Below are 18,284 nucleotides of genomic sequence, written 5' to 3'. Positions count from 1 at the left end.
TCTTTGATATTGGTTTTGCAAAAAATGATACATGTTTTCAGTCTGACAATTTGTAAGGAAATGCAATTCGTATTGTCGGCTCAGGATTTCAAGACTAGTCTGATTTTCCCCTGCCGTATGCCAAGAATAAAATCATGCTACCAAATTACCCAGCAAAACTGTCCGCTCTCGCATTGATATTGACTCTCGCCGCTTGCGGTGGCGGTGGTGGCGGTTCTGCGCCGGCCAATACGGGCACGACTGGCGCAGGCACAACGGGTACTGGTGGCACTACAGGCACAACAGGAACCACAGGAACCACAGGAACCACGACTGCCACTGCGCCAGTGATCAATAGCTTCAGCGCCAATCCTGCCAGCATCAATGCCGGGTCAAGTACGCAACTGAGCTGGACAGTCACTGGCGCTACCAGCCTGACGCTGAATGGTACTACGCTTACTAGCAATAGCCTTGCAGTCAATCCGGCTACGACCACGACTTATACGCTGACAGCCAGTAATTCTGCTTGCAGCACTACATGCAATACCAGTGCTACGGTCACAGTGACCGTGAACAGCGCAGGTACAGGTAACACAGCAGGCAATGCCGTGTATGGCGATTTGCGCAAGGCTGACCTCGGTGCTGGTGCCAATCTGAATGGCAGCCTGCCTTTCCCTACCAATAATGCCTGGAATACGGATATCTCGGCCGCACCCGTCGATCCTGCGTCCGACGCACTGATCGCCAGTATAGGGCTGGGTACAGGTTTGCATCCTGACTTTGGCGCTGGCCTGTACGACGGCGCGCCGATAGGCATACCTTATGTCGTCGTCGCAGCAAGCCAGCCCAAAGTCAATGTGCAATTTACCGACTATGGCGATGAGAGCGAACCTGGCCCTTATCCCATACCAGCCAATGCACCGATAGAAGGGCAAAAAGCCAACGGCAGCAGCTTTGATGGCGACCGTCACGTTCTGGTCATAGACCGCGATGCGAATCGCCTGTATGAAGTTGGTAATGCCTATCCACAAACAGGTGGTAGCTGGAAGGTCAGTGGTGGTGCGATATTTGACCTGACATCCAACACAGTCAGGCCAGGTGGCAAACCTGGCTGGACCAGTGCCGATGCCGCAGGCCTGCCCATCTTCCCTGGTTTGGTACGTTATGAAGAAGCTGCCAGCGGCGTCATACGTCACGCCTTCCGCTTTACCGTCAGCCGCACCCGTCGTGCCTATGTACCACCAGCGACCCATTACGCCTCATCGAATACCAGCAATACCCTGCCACCGATGGGCATGCGCGTGCGCCTGAAAGCGAGTTACCAGATACCTGCGAATTTTTCAAATGAGAGCAAGGCCATCCTGCAAGCCATGAAAACCTATGGCATGCTGGTGGCCGACAATGGTTCCAACTGGTATATCAGCGGCGCACCTGATGCGCGCTGGAATAACGATAAACTGCTGTCTGAACTGGGCAGTGTCAAAGGCAGCAGTTTTGAAGTGATCCGCATGGACGGCCTTGTTACCCCCTGATTGCGCAGGCAGCCTTATTTGGGAAGTTCATGACGACGGGAGTGCAGCCGCTTCCATTAAAAATCTGGCTTTGACAGTGTCTGAGTCAGCTTCAAGAAAAAAATTTTCAAAACTGGTTTCATCAATAAATGAATGACGTACTTGCGCCATCAATTCACCTAGCCGTTTGCCAGACAGGCCAGTGATGTCAGCCGCAAGCTCACCATTGAATTGCTGTTTCAATCGTTTCTTGCGGGCGTATTTTTCCAGTGCCTGATCATAAGCCTGTTTGAAATCTGGAAAGAGTATGAAAGTAGCTTCCAGAAAATCCTGCTTTTGCTCATCACGCGCAGCCGTGCCAGCTACTGCCCACGGGTAGGCTGGCAGTGTGATTTCATCCTGCTCATCGAGCCACAACAAAAAGGCATTGTAAGTCGCCCGTTTGGCGTCGCGTATTCTGGCCTTATGGTTACGGTTATCCAGCAGATAAATTTCGCGGTTGACATAGGGTGAAGACACGACATAGCGAAAGATATCTTGCAGGTTTTTGAATTGCCTGCTCACACGCATGCTCTCATACAGTGGGGCATCATATCCCAGCAGCTTCAGTGCCTCACTAAAATCCCTGGTGATGCACAATTCAGCAAGCAAATGATCTTTGTCATCTGGTGCCCGTAATGGATACAGCAAGCCCAGATGACCAAACTTGGCACCAAATTTATGCGCTATACGGCCTATCAGATTACCAAAATCATTATAGCCAAAATAGCGTGAAGCAAAATCAAATGAGGCAGCTTCTGTCCTGATCAGATCAAGCTGGAACACACCTTCTGCTATAGCCAGGCCTATGCTGGTGACATCACCATTCAAGACGATTTCGGTCGCTTGCAATGCTGTAGCAAATTGCGCTGCATCGTAGTCATCACCAGCTTCGATCAGGATATCGAGATCACCAAAGTCTGCCTTGTCAGCATAAGCGATGATAGCCTCGATACGGCGAAATGGAAAATGCCGCTGTAGTGTAGTCACAGCTTCATGTTCCACTTCGCGATACCGTGCAGCAGGCAAACGAACTGACTCAGCTTTTAATGCATTTCCGCCCATGATTTTCCTACCTGTCTCCGTGTTTCAGCAAATAGGTGTTTGAAATTGCCTTGAACGACATTCTATTACCCAAGCTTGTGCATTCTATAGCAATGACATCTTAAATAGGGTCGATAACCATGCTGAAAATGCCATCATCCAACATGTACTTTTTTGCTATTGACAATTTATGCAACTGCAAGAAAGTGCATAGTTAAGCAGACTGATGAAGTCTTTCACCAAAGGCGTAACCAAAGACTCATTTTTTCGATATCTAATAAAGTAAATCAAAACTCCTTGCAATCCGACTTATATCCATCCAAGGAAATTTGTTACCGCTGTCGAAGATACCGATACGTCCTGTGTATCTATCCCTTATTCTAATGAGATTTTTAGTTACGGTAAACGAGCTCGACATAACACTGATCTATAAAAGATTTTATAACTGGTGCCGACTGCAGGACTCGAACCCGCGACCCACTGATTACAAATCAGTTGCTCTACCAAACTGAGCTAAACCGGCAAAAACTGGCGCCCCATAGCGGAATCGAACCGCTGGCAACCCGCTAGACAGGCGGGCACTCTACCATTGAGTTAATGAGGCAAAAAACTGGCGGAAGATGTGCGACTCGAACGCACACAGGCTCGTGAAAACCCTCCGGATTAGCAATCCGGTGCAATACCATTATGCGAATCTTCCTTCAAAAAATACCGCGCATGTGCGTCTGCACATCTCACTGGTGAGGTAGTGAGGATCACATGATCACACGGTAAAACTGGACCCGCCTGCAGGGGTCGAACCTGCGGCCTCAACATTCGTATTGTTGCGCTCTTCCAACTGAGCTAAGGCGAGAAAAAATATTTGGCATCCCAGGTAGGACTTGAACCTGCAACCTTCGGTTTTGGAGACCGCGACTCTGCCAATTGAGCTACTGAGATATACAGGACTTACGAAAAACTGCCCCAGCTGCGTTGCCACTCCTCTCCTAGGAGCCGCGTACTAAAGTACTGTCTTCGTCGCTGACGGTGCAGTTGGGGTTTCAGACAATATATTGTCTGCCGACGAAACGAACATCCTCTACAAAGGATGTTTCATAAAAGCGATAGCCTTGCTGGAACAGCTTTTCGTCAGTGCTGTTGAGGGTGCTGGTACTTGCAGATGGAGTTGAACCATCAGCCTCTGCCTTATCAAGGCAACGCTCTGATCAATTGAGCTATGCAAGTAAGGATAAAATGGTGCCCCTTGCTGGTGTTGAACCAGCGACCCACTGGTTATGAGCCGGTTGTTCTCCCACTGAGCTAAAGGGACGGAAATGGCTCCTCGACCTGGATTCGAACCAGGGACAGATGCATTAACAGTGCATCGCTCTGCCAACTGAGCTATCGGGGAATTGATCTTAAAAATATCGTTTAAAACACCGTGTAAAGTGACTGTACTTTAAGCGACATTCTTCATTGGTCGGGATAGAGAGAATCGAACTCTCGCCGTCCGGTTAAAAGCCGGATGCTCTACCTTTGAGCTACATCCCGTGAGATGATTAAGTGTGGCATCTGACGATGCCTGGTCTTTCGTTTCATGATTTACTCCTGTAATTGAAATGAGAATATGGTGGAGATGGACGGAATCGAACCGACGACATACTGCATGCAAAGCAGGCGCTCTCCCAACTGAGCTACACCCCCGTAATCTGTAAAGCACTTGCACATGGCCTGAAAATGCCATGCTATTTACTACGAATAAAATGGTGCGTCCCCGTGGTAGCTAGAACTCATCTCCTCAACGGGAGTGAGTGCGAACAAGATGATTTGGGATGCAGTGCAAGGCGTGACCCGCTGCTAAGGCTCATGCCTTAGCGAGGGGCACAACGCCGCAATGCGCCCAAATCGTCAGTTCCCGCAGGGTTTGTCTCATAACGCGTGCTGGACTGCGTTGGACTCGTTATCAATAGCACCGCTATTGACTGCCTCGTCCGCCTTGCCAGCACACGTTATGAGACAAACGCATCTCACTCCCGTTGAGGAGATGAGTTCTGTCCACGCTCTCCGATTCTTCAAAACGGCGCTTTCACCTGGTTAGCTTGAGACACAAAATGGTGGATGGTGATGGAGTTGAAGCACCTACTACTAGCGTGCTTGCGGGTTACAGCCGCACCCCTTACCGTTCGGGCAACCATCCTTAAAACTGTTAATACTGGAGTCCTTGAGCGGAATCGAACCGCCATTCGCTGATAGAAAGTCAGCTGTCCTAACCTAAGCGAACTGTCACAGTGAAAAGCAGAAGTGCTTGCCATGTGCGCGCCGACCATGGCTGCGTTGCAAATACTCGCGATAGCCCCGCTATCGCTGTGTTTTGCGCCTTGCCCTGGTTCGCCGGGCCCATGTCCTTCACTTCAGCTTTTACTATGACAGTCCACTGGACGACAAAGACATCATGAAAAAAACCTCGGCAATAGCAAGTACTAATAAAGTCACTTTCATGATGGAGCGGGAGAAGAGAATCGAACTCTTGCCGTAAGCTTGGAAGGCTTCAGCTCTACCTTTGAGCTACACCCGCATATAAACGTGTTTCATCTTTAATGATGAAACGAGTTTTTGTATTCAGCCTTACCCCAAAAGCAGACCTTCCTGCCCTTGGGATAAAACTGTTTGAACTTCCCAAATTGTTAAAGAGCTTCCATGATCCGGTGTTGTCCGGCCACGACCGCGTTGGCGGGTTTAACTACTGTGGTTTGTCTTGAATACTGCGAGCAAACCAAAAATCCAAGATAAAAAATGACACCAAAAAATCAAAAAGCCCGGAGCTTTTCAGGGCATCCGGGCTTTTCAGCGCTAGGGTCTTGGGTGACTTTAACTGCCGCCTGTGACCGTCAGGGTTTCCCCTCGAATGCTTGTGTTGCTAAACCATGTGGCCGCAAAATGAATTGGGCTGACATCATTGAACATCTCACTATCAGTATCTTTAGTTGTGCGTGTATCTGTATTCGTACGATACGAGGCTTCACAAGTACTCCGTGTGCCGCCTGCTGCACCGCCAACTTTGGCAACCGACGCCAAAGCCCGCGCTGTCTTGCGCAAGTTTTGTATCAGTTGTTGTGTCAAAGTTGTTTTCACGATCATTCCTAAATAGGGTGGTGTTGCTTGGTTGATGTACGTATCTTGCCACAGCTTTTTTATAAAAACAAGCATCAAATGACGAATTTGTTCATTTAATTGATATTTTTCGCGAATGATGCAAATTTATTGCGTATTCAAGCGAGTGGACAAGAGTGTTTTTGTCTATGGCCCTGCTATGAAAATCAGCCCCAGACATCACACCAGCCAGTCTCTTTGACCAGCTTGCCAGGGAAGATGCCGCATCCACCCCAGCCCTTGCCTTTGTCTTCATATAATTGGCAACTGCCGCATTTTTGCGTGTTCTTGAATTCAGGGAAGCGCTTTACATCGACTTTGCTGGCGTCTTCTACATAGGCATGTTCTTTGGCGGCTGCCTCATCTTCTTTCACTGCTGGATCAGTAGCGTAGCTGGAAGCCGTGCAAATACTGAGGCAGGCACCAGTCATTTGCATGATGAATATACGGCGGTGGTGATTGATGTTCATGTTGTGTATGTGCTTTTGATGGTGGATGTTCCCACGTCAGCCGTTCAGATGCAGAGCCAGGGGCAGCGTTTGCGGGCTTTTTATTTTACGTCAATCAGGAATGCCGGTGGCGTCGCGTAGGCATCATTTATAGCAAATCTATGCTCTTCAGTTTTCTGATGTCGCCAGTATCTGTTTCTGACTACATTTTAAAATGTAGTCAAATTACTTAATTATTTGTGTTGTTGATCAGCAACTACCTGATATGCCTGATACATCAATTTTTAAATAAATAACATAGTAATATTTAGATTTTTAGCTCTTATTTGTGCTGCATAACAGCATCAATATATTTATATATTAATAGTTTTTGTATTAAAACTACTGCACAATTTTTAGGCTTATTAAAAACTTATGTGGTACTAAAGGCCGCTAAGTCCGGATATGCCTTGCAGGCAAGGTGCTTTTGTCACCGTGGATTGCCATTGACGGTGCCGCTGAGTAAGACGGGCGGTGAGTTTGGGGCTGTTGAGGCAATGCATGAATCGGTCTGCATGAAATTGGGGGCAGTTCAAATCTTCAGGGTTTGAATTTGCCAAGTTAAATAGTGAGGGGACAATATGAATCAAAATATAAGCAAGGAAAGTAGTAAAGGCGGTATCAAGGGCACATTACAAAAAGCATTTTTTTGTAGTGTGGCAGGCGTGACTATGGTGGCAGCAAGTGCGCCTGCTCACGCCTTTAATCCGCGTGACACTTCAGTGCAGATGTTTCACTGGAAATGGACCGATATTGCACAGGAATGCACCAATTTCCTCGGCCCGCAAGGCTATGGTGGTGTGCAGATATCGCCACCCAGTTCAGCCAATCGTGGCGGTAACTGGTGGGATATTTACCAGCCTGTCGATTACACGAATCTGACCAGCAAGATGGGCACGGGATCCGAGCTGCAGACCATGATCAATACCTGTCACGCAGCAGGCGTGCGTGTGTATGCGGATATCGTCGTCAATCACCTGGCAGCAGGCAGTGGCACTTCTACTGCTGGTGCAAGCTGGGTAGCGGCCAGCAGTTACCCGCGTTTCAGCGCTGCTGATTTTCATCCGGCCTGCGATATCCAGGGCAGTGATTACAGCAATAACCGCAATGCCGTTACGCAGTGCCGCCTGGTCGGTTTGCCCGATCTGGATACGGGCGCCAGCTATGTGCAAGGCCAGATCAGGAATTATTTGAGCAGCCTGATAGGCATGGGTATAGATGGCTTTCGTTTTGATGCAGCCAAGCATATACGCCAGAGTGATTTGCAAACCATCGTGAATGGCGTGACACATACCACGACATCAGGCGAGCCTTTATGGATCACGCAAGAAATCATTACCGATGGCACGGTAGATCGCAATTCTTACCTGAGCATAGGCACCATCAATGAATTCAAGTATGCAAAGGCGATGAAAGAGACCTTCCGCAACCTCAATGGTGCCAGCATTTCGCAAATGCGCAGCATCATGGGCATGCCCGGTAACTGGGGTGGTACCTGGGGCTTTTTCACAGACAGCAGCAAGGCCACCGTGTTTATCAATAACTGGGATACTGAGCGCAATGGTGATTCCATGAACGCCAGTAACCGCAGTGGTGCGACCAATGATACGCAGGGTAGCAAACGCTATGACCTGGCGAATATCTTCATGTTGGCCTGGCCTTATGGTGAGGCGCAAGTGCATTCCGGTTTTATCTTCACGGACACCAATGCCGACGCGCCAGCCGCCAGCCCCTTTGATGCGAATGGCAATCCACTGATCAACCAGCAATGGGATTTCATCCATCGCTGGGCTGACATCGCCAATATGGTGGCTTTCCGCTCGGTGACATCGGGCCAGGGTGTCGATAACTTTACCAGCGGTAGCGCTAACCAGATCGCCTTTAACCGTGGCAGCAAAGGCTTTGTCGCTATCAATAATGAGTTCAGCGCATGGAACCAGAGCTTCCAGACCTTGCTACCTGCTGGTACTTACTGCAATGTCGTGCATGGTCTGGCCAATGCGGGCAAGACAGCATGTACTGCCGATGCAGTGGTGGTGGCGGCGAATGGCACGGTCACGCTCAGCATACCCGCAAATGGTGGCAACACGGTACCGGCAGTGGCTTTGCACATCAACCAGAAACTCGGTGGCGCATCGAATGACACGACCGCACCCTCGGTGCCAACCGGCCTGACAGCAACTGCCGCCAGCAGTAGCAGCATCAGTCTGAGCTGGAACGCTGCTACCGACAATGCCGGCGGCAGCGGCGTCAAAGGTTATAACATTGCACGCAATGGCGGTAGTCCTGTGTTCAGTGCCAGCACCAGCTTCGCTGACAGCGGTTTGTCGCCAGCCACCACGTATAGCTATACCGTTGCAGCGGTCGATCATGCCAATAATGTGTCAGCCAGCAGCATTGCGGCCAGTGCAAAAACGCTGGCGGGTGCTTGTCAGGTGCTGGTGAATTTCCAGGTGAGCAATAACACTACCGTGGTCGGGCAGGATGTTTACCTCACCGGCAGTGGGGCAGAACTGGGTAACTGGAATACCGCAAGCGCCACGAAGTTGTCTGGCAATCTCTGGCCCTTGTGGACAGTGTCGCGCAACCTGAATGCCAGTACGACTTATGAATACAAATACCTGACCCAGGGCGTCAAACCTCTGGCTTGGGAGGTGGGGGCAAACCGTGTGATTAATGTACCTGCCTGCGGTAGCGCGCCATTGACTGTACCGGCCAGCACTTTTCGCCAGTAAGTTATTTCAGGTCGCAATTTCGTCCGGTAGAAAAGAAACTGGACCAAGGTGAATGAGGGGCTCAATGGCGGATGGTTTGCCATTGATCCTTTTATTTTTGCAGCACGTCTATCTGCTTTTGCAGGGATTGGTCAACAGTGTATCCCGGATAGCTAGCACGGAATTTACGCCACTCTTCCAGTGCCTCCTTGTTACGGTGGTTCTTCAATAGCTGTTCAATTCTCTCCAACCACTCATAGGCACCCGGATGTATTTCAGGTGCCAGTGCGGCTGACAGCGGCGGTGCAGTTGCCACAGGCGGTGGCGCCATGACTATGCGTGGCGCTGGCTGCGCGGCAGGGAATGGTACAGCCGCAGGCATATCAGCTTTTTTATCTGCCGCTGCTGTCTCGGCTTTCACATGGCCGGTGGCATCAGACGTTGCTGCACTTCTGGATGCTGTCATTACTGGCTTTTCTGCCGACCTGGATTCTGTGTCACTGGTTTTCGCCGCTGGTGCACGCATTTTTGCGTTACCGGCATATTGGCTGTCTGCTGCCACTTTTTCTTCAGCGCTGACCATTTGCGCGGGTGCCGCAGCCATGTCTTGCCTGCGTATTGCCGACCCTGTGATTGTCACCCTCGCCGGTTCAGGTGCTGCGGCTACCATGGGTGCTGGAGCCGTGCTTGCAGGCGGGACAGGAGCCGGAGCGGATTTTGAAGCGGATATTTGAGCAGACAGCGGTTCGGCTTGCTGCTGAGCTTGCCTGAATTCACTATGCGGTTTTGCTGCACTGGTACGTCTGGCGTCATCGGCCACCTGGCTTTCTTTGGCCTTGCTAGCTTCCATGGCAGGTGCTGCTGCACTGTTCATGTTCGCTGCCGGTGCCGCCGCTGGCGGGGCAACTTCGGCGGCGACCTTTGCCTGCTTCGTCAAATCTGCTTGTGCCAGTTGTGGCAATGCTGGTGTGTCTTTTTCTTGTATCGCAGGTGCCGTAGGTACCGCAGGTGCATTTGGAGCACGCACAGTCACTGGATCTGCCGGATAGGATTCCTGGTTTTGCTGCATGACCACGGGTATGGCAAACAGTATGCTGGCAGCCAGACTCAGTGGCAGTTTCCAGCGCCAAAAAAATGATGGCGGTTTGCCGCTGCCTTCAGGGCCGATGGCATCATTGGCTGCTGGTGGCACAATGGCTGGTGCTGTCCTGGTTGCTAATGGGGCCGCAAGAGCACCTTCTGCCTCAGCGATGATCGCCGCATCCAGCTCTGCCGACGGTTGTGCTTGCGGCAAATCTTGCAACAGGCTGGCGAGTTCGCCCTTGCCTTGCAGGAAATCCTCAAATTCAGCTACGTGCATATCGTCATTCCTGGATGTCATGCTGGCTCCCCCTGTGTCTGGGTATGCAATTCGGCACGCAATTTTTGCATGGCATAACGTAATCTGCTTTTGACGGTCTCCGTAGATACGGCGGTAATGGTGGCAATTTCTTCCAGGCTCAGGCCATTGAATTGCTGCAAGACCAGCGCTTCTTTCTGTTCGCTGGGCAAATTCCTGATGGCTTCATGCAAGCGCTCGGTCTGCTGTTTTTTTTCCAGCCGGGTTTCTGGTGACCTGGTCAGCGGTGTCGATTCCTGTGTGCTTTCCAGCGTGTGTTCATACTGGTCAGGGTCGGCGTCAAGCAGGCTTTCTCGCTGGCGCAGTATGTCGATCAAACGGTTGCGGGCGATCTGGTACAAATAGGTTTTGAAACTGGCAAGCGCTGTGTATTGCGACCGTGCCGCATGCAGCGCAGCCCAGCTGTCCTGCACGATTTCATCTACCCATTCCTGACGTGGCGAACGCCAGTCTATAAAGCGGTACAAACCCAGGCGATGACGCTGATACAACTCTTTGAAGGCGCGCAGGTCGCCATCGCAATAGAGCAGCATCAGTGCCTCGTCTGTTTGTGGTTCGGTTATCATGGCTGCTAGTTTAACGGAAAATCCCGTCTCACCAGCATAATTTCCATGCACTGTCAGGGTAAAACTGTCATGCATCCAAGCCACTTCCGGCGTTTTTCTGACAATCAGCAACTTGCCAAAAAAACGCCCTGATAGTGCTTTAGCTGATACTAAGGCGCGATGCGTATTGCCAGCGGAGTTGTCCACGTCTTGTCCGTATCGTTATAGTACAGATAGGCAGAAGAGGCAGGCCCGGTATAGCTGCCTGGTACTGTTGCCACCAGATCTACCGCCAGTTTTTTTACTTCGCCCGGTTTCATGTCACGGAAATACAGTATCACTTCACGGGCACGGGTTTCATAGAAATCTATCTGTCCTTTCTCACGCATTTCTTTCAATTGCCAGTTCTGGAAAGTCAGGCCACCAGGCAGACCCAGGCGTACCAGGCTCATGGGCTGGCCGGTTTGTGTCTTGTTGCTGATGACCGCATTCAACCTGACGGTCTCACCCATTTTCAAATCAGCTTTAGCAAGGCTGGTGTTCAGGCTGATCACGGCGGTGTTGGATGATGCCGGTTCATTGCTGCGATATTCAATCGCCATGGAATACGGCAGCGCAGAGCCGCTGCTGGTTTTGAGCGTGATATTGTGCTTGCCAGGTGTCAGCAAGTCTTCAAAACCATTGAACAGCAAAGGTTCACGCTTACCAGCCTCATAGCTCTTCTCGCTGACGACGACACCATCAACAATCAGGCTGACTTTGCCCGCCGTGGGTGCAACCCTGGTTGCTTCGTCAAAGGCGATTATTGCCTTCAGGGCCAGCACAGTGGCCTGGGTTGCGCCCCATTGACCAAAGCCGCTGCGGTTAGCCTGCAACCAGGTGATGCCCTTGCGTGCCTGTTCCAGGTGGCCATCTGCTTTCAACATGGCCAGCACCGCCAGCGAGGTGGTTTCTATATGCAGATTGCTGCCGCCGCTACGGGTGATGGAATGATCTGCATTCGTCCAGGAACCGTTGGCATTTTGCATGTCCACCAGTTTATCGACTGCAGTGCGGCGGGCCTTTTCTGATACTGCTGCTTTTGTAGATGGTGCCAGCATGGTGCCGCTGGCCAGTGCCAGTTGATACGCATCTTGCGTGGTTTCCGCCAGTTTGACGGATTTACCTATTTCTTTATCCAGCCCGGTTTCACCAGCGCTGACCAGTGCCCAGGTAATATAGGCATCAGTCACTTCTGGTGCAGCACGGCCAAAGCTGTCGAGCGCCTTGGCATCGCGCTGGTAACCACCATTGCCATCACGTCTGGCTTTGAGCCAGTTTGCAGTACGCGCCAGCATGGCGGTATCGACGGAACCATAGATATTTTTCATATCGGCAAATTCCAGCAAACCATAGGCAGTCAGCGCTTCATGGCCAGGGTCGCCACCAAACCATTCATAGCCTTTTTTCGGCGATTCAAAGCCAGCCAGTTTCTTGTAGCCGCTATCGAGTAATTTGCCGGTACGTTCCAGCAAGGCGCTGTCGGCAACATCATGCTGCTTCAGGTATTGCATGATCATTACGTTAGGGTAATTGGTCGATGAGGTTTGCTCGAAACAGCCAGACGGTTCACGTAACATGCCTTCCAGGCCAGATACCATGGTAGCGAGTGGCGAGGTATATACCTTGATTGATGTCTGCACGCTGCCCTTGTTGGCTTTGCTGAGATCGATGTCGTGCGTAAGCTGTCCCTTGATTTGTCCTGACTTCTCCAGCAATTGCGGAAAGCCAGTGGCAACCACTGGTATGCTGCGCAAGACTTCATCTTTCAAGCCCGATGCCGTTGCTGACAACTGCACCTGCGACAAACCTTGTGTGCCCGTGACTTCAAGCGGGATAAACATGCTCTTGCGCTGGCCAGCAGCAATAGCGCCCACTTTGTCATTGCTGTCACTGGCTTTCAAGAGTTTGCCAAAATTGCTGTTGAGAGTGACGTTGACTGTCTGTTCGCCTTCATTGCTCAAGGTGACGGGAATCAGCGGTTTGTCACCTGCCGATATTTCCAATGGCAGCTTGGCTGACAAGGAAAATGGCAAGGAAGATTTGAGGATGTTTTCACTATGCCCGGCCTGCCCGCCACCGACACCCTCTGCCGTGACGCGGAAGGAAGTGACTGCATCCGACAAGGCCAGCTTCAAGGTGGCCTTGCCCTGTTTGTCGGTTTTTACCGAAGGCGCCCACAGAACGGTATCGCGATAATCATCACGCGGCCCGGCATAATCAGGGGTAGAGGCTGGAACCGGAAAAACCCGCACTGCTGCCCATGTCGCTTCCATCTCCGCTGGCGGAGCCATCATTTTCGCATCTGCACGGGCGAAATCTTTATCTACCGTGATGGACGCTTGTGGCAGGTAGGCAGCTTCTCCCTGTTCAGGTGGGACAAGCCTGATCCTGCGCCCGGCAATTTCTTCCTTCATTTTCCCCATAGCGGGTTTTTGCGGGGCTGGTACTGCTTCAGCGGCAGCCAGTTTTCTCAACTCCGGTGCTGCTACTGCTGCTACTGGGACAGGTGCTGGCGCAGGCATCGCTATTGGTGCTGCCTGTGGTGCTGCTTTCATCGCAGCCATAGGCGCTACGGCATTTGCCTCTTGTCGCCTGATATTGCTGCCAGTAACAGTGACACGCTGAATCGGGTTGGTTACCTGTACCCAGTCAAAGCGACGATAGCCACGCGTACCCATCAGCATATCCAGTGCCAGGGCACTTTTGTCTTCCCCCAGGTCGGTATAAAAATTAGGCTCTTCTATCTTGCCGGGTAATTCACTTTCCAGCAAAAGACGCGACAGCATATGGGCGCTTTTGTCATCGGCAAACGACAACACAGTGTCATCGACAACCGACAGGGCCAGTTCTGCCGGCACGGCTTTGCCGCTGGCATCTCTGGTGGTAATGTTCAGGGCGACTTCGCCACGCGGTACATAGGCTTTCTTGTCTTGCTCTACCTTGATCTCAAGCCGGTTACGGCGATTGCGGAACACCAGGCGCTCAGCCAGTGGGTCCAGGTTTTGGTTAAACAGAGTGACGCGGGCAATACCTGCAGTAGAAGTCGTGGCAGGGTCTTTGGCTTGCAAATACATGACAGCCGGTTTACCCGGGCCTGCTTCCATGCTGCCTGCATCAAATAATTTATCGCGCACGGTGGCCGCGACCACCACCTTTTGTGTGGTGCTGCATTGCACCGCTATACGCAAGGCTTTTTCCTGTCCATCCAGATCATCATAGCTGCGCATGACACAGCCCGCTTCTTCTGCCAATGGCAAAGCATAGTGCTCAGTCACGCTGCTGGGTTTGCTGACTTCTGCATGATAGCTACGACCTGTAGCTGGTGTAAACGCCATGCGGCCCAGACCATTTTTATAGGTGCTGAATTTCGCTACCGTATTACCCAGGTCATCAACCAGCTTGCCCTCGGCATCTGCTGGTTTCCCCAGCCTGGTCTTGGCTTCAAAATAGAGACGGGCAGGCAGGCCCGCCACCATCTTGCCTCCCTCAGGGAAGAAAGACAGTACCAGCTTGTTTTGCAGGATGGGGATGGATTTTGAGATCGATTCAGTGACACCACCATCTTCTACCAAGATCGTCAGCAAACCATCGCCAGTGCTGATGTTCTTCGGCAAATCAAATTTCACCAGTGCCTCACCCGTGGCATCTGTCGTGACATTCACGCGGGGTAATTCAACACCATCGACAGTGGCTACTGCAACCAGGCGCTTGCCCGACATGATCTCACCAGTAGGGCGTTTGACGGCGATCGTGGCGCTGACCTGTTCACCCGCACCATAGGATTTTTTGACGAATTCCAGGGTTTTCTTCATGCGCGGTGCTTCAAATGCAGAGACGATGATGGCGCGTTCCAGGGTTTTTCCATCACTGCTGGTGATACGTATCTTGTATTCACCACCCTGCGCCTCTGCTGGCAATTCAACATCATTGGCAGCACTGCCAGCCTCGACACGCAAGCGTTTCTTGATCACGCTGGCGCCTTTGGGCGAGATCAGTTCCACCGTTGCTGCTTGCGTTTCGCTGCCAGTCAAATTGCGGGCTTTCAGGTCCCAGCTTTTGAACCAGATGGTTTCACCGGGTTTGTAAAGCGGCTTATCTACCTGTATGTACAGGTTGCGTCCCTCATGCGTGTCGAAATAACGATTGATCAGGGCGGGCAATTCCTCAGCGCGCACTTGTTTGATCCTGGTCGATGCCGCCGGGGCTGGTTCAGCCGCAACCGGGCCCGACACTGGTTTTTGCCCATCCTGAGAGGCGATCGTTTTGTTCTTCTTGTTGCCAGCTTGTCGGGAAGCTGTTGTGTCAGATTGCGGGCTTATCATCACATCATCCGTGGCAGCGACGTTTTCTGCGACATCGCCAAACTGACAACCGCCCAGCATCATTAACAGCAAGGGGCACAAGATCGGCGCTTTAAAGTAGTGGCCAGATTTTTTCATGATTGACAATTTCCTGTATTTTTAGTGTGAACGGGGGCCTGGGTAATCCCCCATGAAGGTGCTGCATGACATCAGGTAGTTGTGGTGCGCTATATTTGCGGCGCTTTAATTCGGGTCAGGTACGAAACCGCCAGGGAAGGGATTGGCATCCTGATCGCGGTTGCGCGGGATAATGCCGCGTGCGACCAGATGAGCGTAGGTGTCATACTGGATACTGATGATTTCGTCAGGCTGCTGGCTGGCACGGCGAAAATCGGTGTTCCGCACGCTGCTGTCTATGCGTTCACCATGGCCTGTACCTATCCTGGCATCCATGGATTTTTCTGCCATGTCAGACTTGCTTTTTGCCAGATTGCCGTTCGCTTCAACCGGAGGCGAGGCAGAAGCAGTGGAGGCAGCGGGTGCTGGTGCAGTAGCCGCAGACTCAGCCCGGCGTGAATACAAGGGTTCTACAGGAACAGGCTCCCTATATTCCCTGAACTCCCTGAACAGGGCAACACCGATGACACCAACATTGTCTGGCCTGCCCGTGCGGGCCGCATACGAATCAGGCAACTGGGTGAAGTAGAAAGCCGCCACTTCATCCATATTCTTACGCCAGCCTTTTACCTCTACCGGCTGCTGCCCCGCCAATACATAGCCTGATTGCTGGGGCGACGCCGTGGCACCTGTCAATACATTGACGCCATCGACAGACAAGACCGACAAAATACGCCCGCCTGTCTTGTTGATGATTTCTACCGCATAACGCTCACCGGGCTTGCCCGCTACATAATTATTGCCCTGATGACGCCATATAGGCAGCCTTTCACCCGTGCTTTGATTGATGATGCTGACGCCAGCAAGCTGCCCCGCATATGCGAATGTGCTCAACGACGCCATTGTCCCTATTGCCAGGGCGGCCAGTAAAGATGTCCATTTATTCATTTTGTTCTCCATAAAAAGCGCGTTCATACTCATTAAACGGAGCAGCAAAACAAAAGGGGTTAAGATTTTAAAAAAATAATTGAATAGATGGCTGCGTTCTGATGATCCAGTGTCACATTTTCATTTTTTAAGGATAATATGAAGCCATCGCGAGCTTAAGTGGCCTAAATCATTTGAGTTGCTCGCAGCAATCATCCCAGGAAAAAGTCATGAATACAGAAAACACCAGCGAGTCAGCCACCACACCTGCCAGCCCGGCAGCAGATGCACAATTCCTCGATGCAGTAGAAGTCCGCGTCCTCGGCGTGCTCGCAGAAAAAGAAGCCGCCACTCCCGACAATTATCCCTTGTCCTTGAACACCCTCGTCAATGCCTGCAACCAGCTCACCAGCCGCGACCCCGTCATGTCTGTGACCGAGTCTGAGGTGCTGGAAGCCATAGACAGGCTGGCCACCAAAAAACTGGTCAACGCCATCCACCAGGCAGGTGCCCGCGTCGCCAAGTATGAGCACCGCATGCGTATCAAATGGATGCTCGACCAGCCCAAGGTCGCCGTACTGACCATACTCATGCTGCGCGGCTTCCAGACCGCCGGTGAAATCCGCGCCCGCGTTGGCCGCCTGCATGAATTTGCCAGCGTCGCCGATGTTGAAAAATCCCTGGACTACCTGATGGACAAATACCCGCCGCTAGTCGCCCGCCTGAACCTGACACCAGGCACCAAGGAGCCGCGCTATGCGCACCTGCTGTCCTGTGATGAAGCCAGCATCGACCAGGCCGAAGCTTCCAGTTTTGCCAGTGCCGGTGGTGCTTCAAAAAATGATCGGGTCAGCCAACTGGAGACAGAGGTCGCGCAACTGAAGCAACAGGTCAGCGATTTGAGTGCGCAGTTTGCGGAGTTCAAGAAGCAGTTTGAGTAGATAGCTGTAAGACCAAAAAGCTCACCACAGAGACACTGAGACACAGAGAATTCACGGAGATAATTCTCTGATAACCCTCTGTGTCTCTATGTTGAGCAATCTTGAGCTTGATTATTTATGGTTGAATATCAAAACATGATCATAACCGCGATGATCAGTTTGAGTAGCAAGAGGCGATATGAACCCTGAATTACCCGAGGCAACATGATTTCAAAACAGTATGTCAGCCGCGTCAGCCTGCGCAGAGATATCGTCGAGTCTTTTGAACGTTACCCTTTCTCTTTGCCTGCGATAAAAAACTTCGAGTATGTGGATCTGCATCCCAAGATCACTTACTTTGTTGGTGAAAATGGCTCGGGCAAATCTACCTTGCTCGAAGCGATCGCGGTTTCTTTGGGTTTTAACGCTGAGGGTGGTACCAAGAACTTCAGCTTTGGTACACGTCGCTCACATTCAGTACTGGATGAGTATTTGCGTATTGCCAAAGGCATACGCAAGCCGCGCGATGGCTTTTTCTTGCGGGCTGAGAGCTTCTTCAATGTGGCTACTGAAATTGAAAGACTGGATGAAGAACCAGGTGGCACGCCGATTATCAATTCCTACGGTGGCATCTCATTGCACGAGCAATCACACGGCGAATCCTTCCTGAAGCTGATGACAGAACGCTTCGGTGGCCAGGGCCTGTACATACTCGATGAACCTGAGGCTGCGCTATCACCACAAAGGCAACTCGCGGTCTTGTCTCGCATCCATGATCTGATAGAAGATAATTCCCAATTCATTATCGCTACCCATTCACCGATACTCATGGCTTATCCTGATGCCTGCATCTACCAATGCGGTAAAGACGGTATCTCTGAAATTGCCTATGAAGACACCGAACACTACAAGGTCACACGGGATTTTCTGGCGAATCCCAAGCGCATGATGGATGTGTTGATGGAGCGTTGAGTTTTTGAATTAGGTTGATTTCTGAAAGACCAAAAAGCTCACCACAGAGGCACTGAGGGAAGAAAGACTGCTGGCAAGCAGCCTTCGTTACGCAGGCGAACGGCATGCCGTTCGATTTCCCTGCTACACCACAGAGGATACATAGAGAAAATTCTTT

General features: G+C 51.4%; 11 protein-coding genes and 11 tRNA genes. 4 read left to right on the top strand and 18 right to left on the bottom strand.

Annotation, left to right across the window (positions count from 1 at the left end; translation table 11 throughout):
- Positions 1–134: 134 nt before the first annotated feature.
- The gene (locus ACO0LG_RS05465) at positions 135–1,511 is read left to right on the top strand and encodes a hypothetical protein (RefSeq protein WP_423024081.1); all 1,377 of its coding nucleotides are present in this window, start codon (positions 135–137) and stop codon (positions 1,509–1,511) included.
- A 27-nt stretch (positions 1,512–1,538) separates the two neighbouring features.
- On the opposite strand, the gene ACO0LG_RS05460 is transcribed toward ACO0LG_RS05465, so the two are convergent.
- The 14 genes from ACO0LG_RS05460 to ACO0LG_RS05395 all read right to left on the bottom strand — a co-directional run bounded on the left by ACO0LG_RS05460 (position 1,539) and on the right by ACO0LG_RS05395 (position 6,172).
- A complete protein-coding gene (locus tag ACO0LG_RS05460; protein WP_423024079.1) occupies positions 1,539–2,594 on the bottom strand; it encodes a hypothetical protein in 1,056 nt (351 codons plus the stop codon).
- Positions 2,595–3,019: 425 nt separating this feature from the next.
- Positions 3,020–3,096 (bottom strand) — tRNA-Thr (locus ACO0LG_RS05455).
- A 6-nt stretch (positions 3,097–3,102) separates the two neighbouring features.
- Positions 3,103–3,177, bottom strand: a tRNA-Asp gene (locus ACO0LG_RS05450).
- Between the two features lie 7 nt (positions 3,178–3,184).
- Positions 3,185–3,273 (bottom strand) — tRNA-Ser (locus tag ACO0LG_RS05445).
- A 77-nt stretch (positions 3,274–3,350) separates the two neighbouring features.
- Positions 3,351–3,426, bottom strand: a tRNA-Arg gene (locus ACO0LG_RS05440).
- Positions 3,427–3,436: 10 nt separating this feature from the next.
- Positions 3,437–3,512 (bottom strand) — tRNA-Trp (locus ACO0LG_RS05435).
- A gap of 208 nt (positions 3,513–3,720) precedes the next feature.
- Positions 3,721–3,797: transfer RNA gene (locus ACO0LG_RS05430), tRNA-Ile, on the bottom strand.
- A gap of 90 nt (positions 3,798–3,887) precedes the next feature.
- Positions 3,888–3,963 (bottom strand) — tRNA-Asn (locus ACO0LG_RS05425).
- A gap of 66 nt (positions 3,964–4,029) precedes the next feature.
- A tRNA-Lys gene (locus ACO0LG_RS05420) sits at positions 4,030–4,103 on the bottom strand.
- Between the two features lie 77 nt (positions 4,104–4,180).
- Positions 4,181–4,256 (bottom strand) — tRNA-Ala (locus tag ACO0LG_RS05415).
- Between the two features lie 408 nt (positions 4,257–4,664).
- Positions 4,665–4,749 (bottom strand) — tRNA-Tyr (locus ACO0LG_RS05410).
- Positions 4,750–5,053: 304 nt separating this feature from the next.
- Positions 5,054–5,127, bottom strand: a tRNA-Gly gene (locus ACO0LG_RS05405).
- A gap of 293 nt (positions 5,128–5,420) precedes the next feature.
- On the bottom strand, positions 5,421–5,684 hold the full coding sequence (locus tag ACO0LG_RS05400) for a hypothetical protein (protein WP_423024077.1): 264 nt from the start codon (positions 5,682–5,684) through the stop codon (positions 5,421–5,423).
- A gap of 185 nt (positions 5,685–5,869) precedes the next feature.
- Positions 5,870–6,172 (bottom strand): high-potential iron-sulfur protein, encoded by a 303-nt coding sequence (locus ACO0LG_RS05395; RefSeq protein WP_423024075.1) that lies wholly within the window; start codon positions 6,170–6,172, stop codon positions 5,870–5,872.
- Between the two features lie 599 nt (positions 6,173–6,771).
- Between ACO0LG_RS05395 and ACO0LG_RS05390 the strand changes: the two genes are divergently transcribed.
- Complete coding sequence (locus ACO0LG_RS05390; RefSeq protein ID WP_423024073.1) at positions 6,772–8,925, top strand: carbohydrate-binding module family 20 domain-containing protein; 2,154 nt, start codon at positions 6,772–6,774, stop codon at positions 8,923–8,925.
- 91 nt (positions 8,926–9,016) lie between these two features.
- Here ACO0LG_RS05390 and ACO0LG_RS05385 read toward each other — a convergent pair whose 3' ends face one another.
- The 4 genes from ACO0LG_RS05385 to ACO0LG_RS05370 form a co-directional block, all read right to left on the bottom strand.
- On the bottom strand, positions 9,017–10,285 hold the full coding sequence (locus tag ACO0LG_RS05385) for a hypothetical protein (protein WP_423024071.1): 1,269 nt from the start codon (positions 10,283–10,285) through the stop codon (positions 9,017–9,019).
- The gene (locus ACO0LG_RS05380) at positions 10,282–11,055 is read right to left on the bottom strand and encodes a sigma-70 family RNA polymerase sigma factor (RefSeq protein WP_423024069.1); all 774 of its coding nucleotides are present in this window, start codon (positions 11,053–11,055) and stop codon (positions 10,282–10,284) included. Before ACO0LG_RS05380 ends, ACO0LG_RS05385 begins: the two co-directional genes overlap by 4 nt.
- Positions 11,019–15,329: an MG2 domain-containing protein gene (locus tag ACO0LG_RS05375; protein ID WP_423024067.1), complete on the bottom strand. Its 4,311-nt coding sequence runs from the start codon at positions 15,327–15,329 to the stop codon at positions 11,019–11,021. Before ACO0LG_RS05375 ends, ACO0LG_RS05380 begins: the two co-directional genes overlap by 37 nt.
- 105 nt (positions 15,330–15,434) lie before the next feature.
- On the bottom strand, positions 15,435–16,256 hold the full coding sequence (locus ACO0LG_RS05370) for a hypothetical protein (protein WP_423024065.1): 822 nt from the start codon (positions 16,254–16,256) through the stop codon (positions 15,435–15,437).
- A gap of 209 nt (positions 16,257–16,465) precedes the next feature.
- Between ACO0LG_RS05370 and ACO0LG_RS05365 the strand changes: the two genes are divergently transcribed.
- Both ACO0LG_RS05365 and ACO0LG_RS05360 read left to right on the top strand, forming a co-directional pair.
- Entirely contained in the window at positions 16,466–17,176 is a 711-nt protein-coding gene (locus tag ACO0LG_RS05365; RefSeq protein WP_423024063.1) for a YceH family protein, read from the top strand.
- A 204-nt stretch (positions 17,177–17,380) separates the two neighbouring features.
- The gene (locus ACO0LG_RS05360) at positions 17,381–18,127 is read left to right on the top strand and encodes an AAA family ATPase (RefSeq protein WP_422952426.1); all 747 of its coding nucleotides are present in this window, start codon (positions 17,381–17,383) and stop codon (positions 18,125–18,127) included.
- Positions 18,128–18,284: the final 157 nt, after the last annotated feature.

Source organism: Undibacterium sp. Ji42W (assembly GCF_049340405.1).
Lineage (GTDB): Bacteria > Pseudomonadota > Gammaproteobacteria > Burkholderiales > Burkholderiaceae_D > Undibacterium.
Note: the sequence above shows the minus strand (reverse complement) of the source record. Positions and strands in the feature narration are given on the sequence as shown.

Bases quoted from the DNA above. Each gene is read 5' to 3' on its own strand.
- ACO0LG_RS05390 (WP_423024073.1), top strand. From the start codon at position 6,772: ATGAATCAAAATATAAGCAAGGAAAGTAGTAAAGGCGGTATCAAGGGC.
- ACO0LG_RS05460 (WP_423024079.1), bottom strand. From the start codon at position 2,594: ATGGGCGGAAATGCATTAAAAGCTGAGTCAGTTCGTTTGCCTGCTGCA.
- ACO0LG_RS05385 (WP_423024071.1), bottom strand. From the start codon at position 10,285: ATGACATCCAGGAATGACGATATGCACGTAGCTGAATTTGAGGATTTC.
- ACO0LG_RS05360 (WP_422952426.1), top strand. From the start codon at position 17,381: ATGATTTCAAAACAGTATGTCAGCCGCGTCAGCCTGCGCAGAGATATC.
- ACO0LG_RS05465 (WP_423024081.1), top strand. From the start codon at position 135: ATGCTACCAAATTACCCAGCAAAACTGTCCGCTCTCGCATTGATATTG.
- ACO0LG_RS05395 (WP_423024075.1), bottom strand. From the start codon at position 6,172: ATGAACATCAATCACCACCGCCGTATATTCATCATGCAAATGACTGGT.
- ACO0LG_RS05375 (WP_423024067.1), bottom strand. From the start codon at position 15,329: ATGAAAAAATCTGGCCACTACTTTAAAGCGCCGATCTTGTGCCCCTTG.
- ACO0LG_RS05370 (WP_423024065.1), bottom strand. From the start codon at position 16,256: ATGAATAAATGGACATCTTTACTGGCCGCCCTGGCAATAGGGACAATG.
- ACO0LG_RS05365 (WP_423024063.1), top strand. From the start codon at position 16,466: ATGAATACAGAAAACACCAGCGAGTCAGCCACCACACCTGCCAGCCCG.